Origin of the sequence: Rhodonellum sp., assembly GCF_030656585.1 — a bacterium.
In the GTDB taxonomy this organism is placed as follows: Bacteria; Bacteroidota; Bacteroidia; order Cytophagales; family Cyclobacteriaceae; genus Rhodonellum; species Rhodonellum psychrophilum.
The window spans coordinates 1-7,621 of record NZ_JAUSPP010000069.1; the positions used below are offsets into that span (position 1 = coordinate 1).

Below are 7,621 nucleotides of genomic sequence, written 5' to 3' on the forward strand. Positions count from 1 at the left end.
CGCACTCCTGGTAAACAACGGCCTTCAGGTGGTGGTCGAAACACTTGCCGGCAAACAATCCAAATTTACGGATCAGGAATATTCTGATGCAGGGGCAAAGGTCGTCTATGCAGCAAAGGAAGCTTTTGATGTGGAAATAGTCCTTAAGGTAGAACCGCCTACTTTAGAGGAAATCGGATTTATGCAAGTCGGTTCCTGCCTGATTTCGGCCTTGCAGCTTGGAAAGCAAAATGCTGAATATATCCATGCCTTAAATGGGAAAAGGATCACTGCTATCGCATTCGAAAATCTGGAAGATAAAGTCGGAGGTATGCCAGTGGTCAGGGCGATGAGTGAAATTGCAGGAAGTACAGTGATGCTGATTGCCGCCGAATACCTCAGCAGCGTGAGTGATGGAAAGGGACTGATTTTGGGAGGGATTACTGGAGTCCCACCCACCCAAGTAGTCATCATCGGGGCCGGTACAGTAGCCGAGTATGCTGCCAGGACGGCAATTGGTCTAGGTGCCAATATCAAAGTATTTGACAACCATATCTATAAATTAAGAAGAATCAAGCAGTTGTTGGGGCAGCAAGTTTACACTTCTACCATTGACAATTATACGCTTGGACAGGCATTGAAAGAAGCGGATGTCGTGATTGGGGCTTTGCGTGCCGAAAAAGGCAGGAATAAAATCGTGGTCAGCGAGGAAATGGTTGCAGCGATGATGCCCGGAAGTATCATCATCGACGTCAGCATCGATCAGGGTGGTTGCGTCGAAACCGCCGAGATGACTTTTCATGACAATCCCACCTATCTCAAGTATGATATCATCCATTATTGCGTCCCCAACATTGCGTCTAGGGTATCAAGGACAGCTTCGGTTGCGCTAAGCAATATTTTTACACCTATACTCCTTCAGATGGCCGATTTGGGTGGAGCAGAAGAAATGATTTTTAATTACAAGTGGTTTATGAAAGGGGTTTATACCTACAGGGGAAGTTTGACCAACGCCTATTTGGCCAGGAAATTCATGATGACCCACAAAGAACTCCAATTGTTATTGGCTGCCAGATACTAAGAAAGAAGGTTTTGTCTTAGCAGAAATTCCAACTGATCGTTTGATTTTAATAGATCATCGGTCAGTTTTTTATTTTCTTTTCGAAGGGACAGTACTTCATAAGCATTTTTGATCACAGTCCTCATGTAATCTTCTTCCCACGGCTTGGTGAGGTAATGGTAAACTTGACCCTTGTTGATAGCGTCGATAACTGCCTGGATATCAGTGTAACCGGTTAGGAGGATTCGCATCGGCTCTGGATAAAGTGGGATCACAGATGCCAAAAAATCAACACCAACCTCTTCCGGCATTCTTTGGTCGGTGATAATGATGTCTACATCTTGAGTTTTTAACAATTCCCTACCCTCGTGTGCTGAAATGGCCAAAAATATTTTATAGTCCCGTCTAAAAGTCGCCTTAAATGCCTGAAGATTGTTTTCCTCGTCATCGACATATAAGATTCTAATTTTCTCTTCCTTAGGTTCTATCATTTGGCGCATTTTTTTAAAGTAGGGTTATTGGATTGCCTGGCCAAATAATTGGCTATTAATATTATTGAATAGGGGATTTACACCTAAAACAACTCGTTATTCCAGCGATTCACCAAATATCTAAATAAAAATCATTTTGAGGAATATTTTTTACCTTTTTAATATGAATCTTGATTCAAAAATATAACTTTACCTCTACCATCCACCCTATTAGTTTTCCATGAATTTTAATTTAAAGTCTGATTCGGTTCAGAATTCAAATCATCTGTTGCTTAATCCCAGTGTGCCAAAGGATTCCGATTTTATAAAAGAACTGAGAGAGAATCCTTTATTGCAGGTTATGGATGAACTCGAAAGTCAAGTAAGTGATCTTATAAAGCTTCAAAACCCAAGTCTCAAATTTACCTCTTTTGAGTTAAAAAAACAGGTAGAGGAATTTTTTGATGTTGAGGATAGGCTCACTTATGGAAACTGGGTTTATTATCCCTGGAAAAATGCCCTGGTCCGGATATTACCGGAAGAGGAATTTATAGCCGTCAGGACAGCTAGAAACAAGTTCAAAATCACGCAGGAAGAACAGGATCTTTTGTCCACAAAAAAAATAGGCGTCATAGGGCTGTCAGTTGGACAAAGCGTAGCCATCGCCCTGGCAATGGAAAGGTCTTTTGGAGAATTGAGAATTGCTGATTTTGATACTTTGGAGCTTTCCAATTTAAATAGAATCAGAACGGGGCTTTATAATTTAGGATTAAAAAAAACAACAATAGTAGCAAGAGAAATCGCGGAGATAGATCCTTATTTAAAGGTGATAATATTCGAAAACGGGGTTTCTTCAGAGTCGATGGATGATTTTTTCACGGAAAATGGTACATTAGATTTAGTTATTGAAGAGTGTGACAGTTTAGAAATTAAAATAGAGACAAGAATTAAGGCGAAAAATCTAGGCATCCCAGTATTAATGGATACGAGTGATAGAGGAATGATTGATATTGAACGATTTGATTTAGAGCCAAATAGAATGATTTTCCATGGTTTTTTGGAAAAATTCGGGTCTGAGTCTGAAATTCTGGATCTTTTTGCAGAAAGGAAAGTTGAAATTCTTATGAGTATTCTGGATTTCGAAAACATTTCTTCAGCAGGGAAGTATAGCATGTCTCAAATAGGTTTAACCATTACCAATTGGCCTCAACCAGCCACAACTGTTATGTTGGGCGGTGCTGCTTGTGCATATTACTGTAGGATGGTCCTGACCAAAAAAAATCAATTTTCGGGTCGAATTTATGTTGATCTGGATCAATATTTAGAAGTTTCCCATGAAAGTTAGAGTAAGAGTTGTCAAGGCCATTTCTGAAAAATTGATTACGGAGAAATATGTCCAGGGACATTATAAGGTCTTAGAAACCTATGGGGTGACAAAAGTGACTTCTGCAGACACCTCTTGGACAAATAATCCAAATGTCTATTTAATTGTGGTTGAAGCGGTTGATGATCAAAGGTTACTGGGAGGTGCAAGAATTCAATTGAATTCAGAAAACACTCCATTGCCTTTAGAGACAGCAATTAGAGAATTTGATAGGCATATAATTGACTACATGGAGGACTATAAACCCCTTGATGTAGCTGAATTCTGTGGCTTATGGAATAGTATAGAAGTTGCTGGTTATGGCATAGGAAGTATATATTTGGGTAGAGTAGGTGTTGCGATCTGCTCCCAGCTTGGAATAAAAAAGCTACTTGCTTTGGCTTCTCCCGCAACCCTAAGAAATTGCAAAAAAGTGGGTTTTGATATCATTAGAAGTCTTGGAAACGAAGGGAAGTTTTTTTATCCAAAAGAAGGATTGATCGCTACAGTATTGGAAATAAGTGATCTTGAAAATCTTCCAACAGCAAGTGAAGAAGATCGAGATTATATTTTCAGCCTAAGAAATAATGTACAACTCCAATCCAACGAATCGGGTCCTAAGGGTTCTTTAGAAATAGCGTTTGAACTTCAAATTCAGAAATTACATGAAGCTAATTCAAAACCATAAGGGCCTTTCCATTATTGCAGCTGTTGGGTTGTTTTTTATTTTATCAATCGTTGTGATTTATTACTCTGATTTGATGAAGATAGAGAAAGGTGTATTTGTAGAAAATTTCATCTTGCTGGAGGAAACGGACATTGAGAGCATTTCAGATATAAATGAAATTGAAATTCAAGACCCTATGTTTTTTCCTGAAAACATTGGTTTTCACAAAGGAGATCTTTTAATTCGGTTTAGCGGGAAGAATTTGGCTTCAAATCCGGAGGATGTCTATTTACTTGAATTTTCGAATCCACTTATAAATGAAATTTTTTTATATAAAATCTTGGATGACGGTAGTCTTGAAGTATATAAAAAGGCCGGGATAAATTTAAGAGATGTCAATATTTTTTCAAATCCAAGACCAGTATTTGAATTTAGTTATGAAGATTTAAATAGTTCAGATTATTTATTGAAAGTAAATTCAAAAGATAAGTTAGGATTCACCCTTGAATTAGTAGAAAGAAACGAGTATTTAAGCAAGTTTTCCACCATTACAAATTTGGTGAATGTTTATATTGGTATAATGTTGTCTTTGTTTTTATACAACATTATTATTTTTTTAATGATTAAAGATAGAGTTTATTTATTTTATTCATTTTATGTTGTGTTTATTGCTTTGGCGCAATTGTCATTACTAGGTTATTCTTATTTTTATTTTTTAGGGCAAAATGCGAATATATATAGCTTTAGTGTGATTGCATTTCCTTCCATGGCAGGAATATTTGCAATTGGATTTATTAAATTGTTTTTAAAAACAAGTTTTCATGTTCCAAAGCTAGACAAGTATCTCGTTGTAGTCGTAATATTGTATTCAATAGCCATTGGGTTAAGATTGCTTGGCTTTGTGGAGTTAAGTTACCGAATGGTAGATATTGCGGGACTCGTAGGGGTGATTTTCTTTGTGACAACGGGTGTAATTGTGGCAAAATTGGGATATCGACCAGCTATTTATTTTCTAGTTGCTTGGGGGGTTTTCTTAATTGGTCTAGTTTTTTATATCATGCAAAACCAAGGGGTTTTAAATTTGAATATTTATGCCAATTTCCCCATGCTTCTTGGGACTGCCATGGAAGCGATTCTCCTATCCCTGGCTTTGGCTGACAGGATAAACATCCTAAAAAAGGAGAAGGAAGACGAACAGCACGAAAAGCTTGAGATATTAAAGGAAAACGAGCGTCTCATCAAAGAGCAAAACACAAGCCTTGAGCAAAAAGTGAAAATCCGGACAGAAGAACTTGAAGAAACGCTCCGGAATCTTCAAAACACACAAATCCAGTTGATCAATCAAGAAAAAATGGCTTCCCTGGGTCAGCTGACTGCCGGAATCGCCCATGAGATCAACAATCCCATCAATTTTGTGAGTTCCAATATCTCCCCGCTCAAAAGGGATATAGCCGACCTGTTGGAAATTGTCGGAGTCTATAGGGAAAAAGGCGGAGAGGAATTTTCGGAAGCAACCAAAAAGGAAATCACTGGAATCGAAGAGGATCTTGAATTGGATTACATCCTTACAGAAATCAACCAGTTACTGAAAGGGATGGAGGATGGAGCAAAACGTACTGTTGAAATCGTGAAAGGGTTGCGCCTGTTCTCCAGAGTGGATGAGCAGGATGTCAAGAAGGTGGATCTTCACGATGGAATCAACAGCACTTTGGTCCTATTGAACAGCTCGATGTCGGGAAGAATTAAAATCATCAGGGAATTTGGTGAACTCCCTATGGTCGAATGTCTGGCTGGAAAGATCAATCAGGTTTTCATGAATATCATCACCAACTCCATTCATGCCTTGACCGATCATCTTGAGGACAACCCTAATCCTGAAATTACCATTTCCACTAGAAATCTTGGGGATTCCGTGAGGATAGAAATCGGAGACAATGGCCCAGGAATGCCGGAGCATGTCAAACAGCGCATATTTGAGCCTTTTTTTACCACCAAAGAAGTGGGGCAAGGTACGGGCTTGGGTTTATCCATCGTCTACACAATTATTGAAAACCATAAAGGCAAACTTGAAGTTTTGACCGAAATTAATAAAGGCACCAGTTTTATTATTATTTTGCCCCATTATCAAAAATTACCACAAAATGAGTGAAAAGATTCGTGTATTGTATTTAGATGATGAGGACAATAACCTGAATTCATTTAAGGCCAGTTTGAGAAAAGATTTTAAAATCATCACTGCAATCGATGCCCTAGAAGGGTTGAAAATAGCAGAGACTGAGGATTTTCACGTGGTCATCGCTGATCAAAGAATGCCGGGTATATCCGGTGTGGAGTTTTTTGAAAAATTGATGAAAATCAAGCCTGATCCCATCAGAATCCTACTTACGGGCTACTCGGATATTGCCAGCGTCATCGATGCAATCAACAAGGGTGAAGTGTATCGATTCATTGACAAACCTTGGAATCTTGATCAAATTAAAAATGCCATCATCAATGCAGCTGAAATCTATTTCACAAAAAAAGAGCTGAAAGACAAAAATGAAAGGCTTGTAAAAGTCCATTCGGAAATGAACCAATTTGTGTACAGTTTGTCTCATGAATTGAGGGGGCCTTTGATGAGTATTTCGGGTGTGTCCAAACTTGCCAAGATGGAAGTGAAAGATCCGGAAATCATTGAGTATTTTGAGATGATTGATTCAGCTACCATTAAGCTGGATGATTTCATTTATAAAATGCTGGATTTTTACCGCTCTACGAAAATCGAAAACAAGGTTACTGAAATCAATTTTAAGGACATTGTGGAATCCCAATTGGAGAGCTACAAAAGTAAATGGGGATTGGATGGGATTGCCCTGTCGGTGAACATCATTCAACCTGAACTTTTTCATTCTGATGATGCCAAAATCAGAGTGATTTTGAACAATCTTTTCAGCAATGCATTTAAGTTTCAAAAAGACGGATTAACATCAAAATTCATCAATTTATCGATTTCAGTCGAAAACAAAAAAGCAATTATTTGCATTGAGGACAATGGAATAGGAATAGATGAAAAATACCACACTTCGATTTTTGATTTGTTTCAACGCGCAACGCAGAAAAATGTAGGCTCTGGACTTGGATTGTATATGGTGAAAGAATCCGTTGCGCAAATGGGGGGCCAGATCAAACTGATTTCTGAAATGGACCATGGATCAGAATTCACCGTCATCTTACCCTCCTTGCCCCCAAATTGAATTCTCAAGGACTTTTTTCTTTGGGATTTTCATCATTTTTGAGATTGTTTGGAATTCATCACAATTTCATTTCCTCTTCAAAATACGAAGGTTTTCTTTGTTGAAAACGGATTTGGGCTTAATTTGCGCTCATATATTTATATACAGTTAAAAGTTTTTAGTTATGATCAATCCATGGCACGATGTGCAAATAGGTGAAGAAGCTCCCGATGTTGTGATGGGAGTAATTGAAATTCCCAAAGGAAGCAAGGGGAAATATGAGCTTGACAAGAAAACCGGGATGTTGTTGTTGGACAGGGTTTTGTTTTCGGCCGTCCATTACCCGGCCAATTATGGATTTATTCCACAGACTTTTTGTGAGGATCATGATCCTTTGGATATTCTTATTATTTCCCAGATCGATATCCCTTCGATGACTTTGGTGAAAGCCAAGGTGATCGGTGTGATGAGAATGGTTGATGGTGGTGAGGCGGATGACAAGATCATCGCTGTGGCCGCAGATGATCAATCCGTGAATTATATCGAAGATATTGATGAATTGCCTCCCCATTTGATGAAGGAAGTACACAGGTTTTTTGAAGACTATAAAAAATTAGAAAACAAGGAAGTTAAAGTTGAGGATTTTCTTGGCAAAGAAGATGCTTTCAGAATTATTCGCGAAAGCATCGATTTGTACGACAAAACTTTCCGTACTGAAAAATAAAGAAAAAGACCCGGTTGAATTCATCCGGGTCTTTTTTTTACACCATCCTTTTTTTGATTTTGTCCCGAAACCTGTGCGTGGAGGAAGACTTTTTTATTTTGAAGCCGAAATATGCATTAGGCTTTCTTAGGATATTGAAGCCGAAA

At 38.3% G+C, this 7,621-nt stretch carries 7 protein-coding genes; 6 read left to right on the forward strand and 1 reads right to left on the reverse strand.

Annotated features, from left to right (window positions below):
- Positions 1-1,060 (forward strand): alanine dehydrogenase (locus Q7J63_RS17670; RefSeq protein ID WP_304888065.1); only part of this gene is annotated, 1,060 nt, incomplete at its 5' end.
- On the opposite strand, the gene Q7J63_RS17675 is transcribed toward Q7J63_RS17670, so the two are convergent.
- Positions 1,057-1,530, reverse strand: a complete 474-nt coding sequence (locus tag Q7J63_RS17675) for a response regulator (RefSeq protein ID WP_304888067.1) — start codon at positions 1,528-1,530, stop codon at positions 1,057-1,059. The two genes, Q7J63_RS17670 and Q7J63_RS17675, sit on opposite strands and share 4 nt — an antisense overlap.
- A 220-nt stretch (positions 1,531-1,750) precedes the next feature.
- Between Q7J63_RS17675 and Q7J63_RS17680 the strand changes: the two genes are divergently transcribed.
- The 5 genes from Q7J63_RS17680 (at position 1,751) to Q7J63_RS17700 (ending at position 7,475) form a co-directional block, all read left to right on the forward strand.
- Positions 1,751-2,854, forward strand: coding sequence for a ThiF family adenylyltransferase (locus tag Q7J63_RS17680; RefSeq protein ID WP_304888069.1), 1,104 nt, complete (start codon positions 1,751-1,753; stop codon positions 2,852-2,854).
- Positions 2,844-3,560, forward strand: a complete 717-nt coding sequence (locus Q7J63_RS17685) for a hypothetical protein (RefSeq protein ID WP_304888071.1) — start codon at positions 2,844-2,846, stop codon at positions 3,558-3,560. The genes Q7J63_RS17680 and Q7J63_RS17685 overlap by 11 nt, the downstream gene beginning before the upstream one ends.
- A 175-nt stretch (positions 3,561-3,735) precedes the next feature.
- Positions 3,736-5,688, forward strand: coding sequence for a 7TM diverse intracellular signaling domain-containing protein (locus tag Q7J63_RS17690; protein ID WP_304888076.1), 1,953 nt, complete (start codon positions 3,736-3,738; stop codon positions 5,686-5,688).
- Positions 5,681-6,772 carry a hybrid sensor histidine kinase/response regulator gene (locus Q7J63_RS17695; RefSeq protein ID WP_304888073.1) on the forward strand — a complete coding sequence of 364 codons (1,092 nt, stop codon included), beginning with the start codon at positions 5,681-5,683 and terminating at the stop codon, positions 6,770-6,772. Before Q7J63_RS17690 ends, Q7J63_RS17695 begins: the two co-directional genes overlap by 8 nt.
- 163 nt (positions 6,773-6,935) lie before the next feature.
- On the forward strand, positions 6,936-7,475 hold the full coding sequence (locus Q7J63_RS17700) for an inorganic diphosphatase (protein ID WP_019597965.1): 540 nt from the start codon (positions 6,936-6,938) through the stop codon (positions 7,473-7,475).
- The last annotated feature ends 146 nt before the right edge of the window (positions 7,476-7,621 follow it).

What these genes read in the sequence shown, in the direction of transcription:
- Q7J63_RS17675 (WP_304888067.1), bottom strand. Translation starts at nt 1,530, where the DNA reads ATGATAGAACCTAAGGAAGAGAAAATTAGAATCTTATATGTCGATGAC.
- Q7J63_RS17680 (WP_304888069.1), top strand. Translation starts at nt 1,751, where the DNA reads ATGAATTTTAATTTAAAGTCTGATTCGGTTCAGAATTCAAATCATCTG.
- Q7J63_RS17685 (WP_304888071.1), top strand. Translation starts at nt 2,844, where the DNA reads ATGAAAGTTAGAGTAAGAGTTGTCAAGGCCATTTCTGAAAAATTGATT.
- Q7J63_RS17690 (WP_304888076.1), top strand. Translation starts at nt 3,736, where the DNA reads ATGTTTTTTCCTGAAAACATTGGTTTTCACAAAGGAGATCTTTTAATT.
- Q7J63_RS17695 (WP_304888073.1), top strand. Translation starts at nt 5,681, where the DNA reads ATGAGTGAAAAGATTCGTGTATTGTATTTAGATGATGAGGACAATAAC.
- Q7J63_RS17700 (WP_019597965.1), top strand. Translation starts at nt 6,936, where the DNA reads ATGATCAATCCATGGCACGATGTGCAAATAGGTGAAGAAGCTCCCGAT.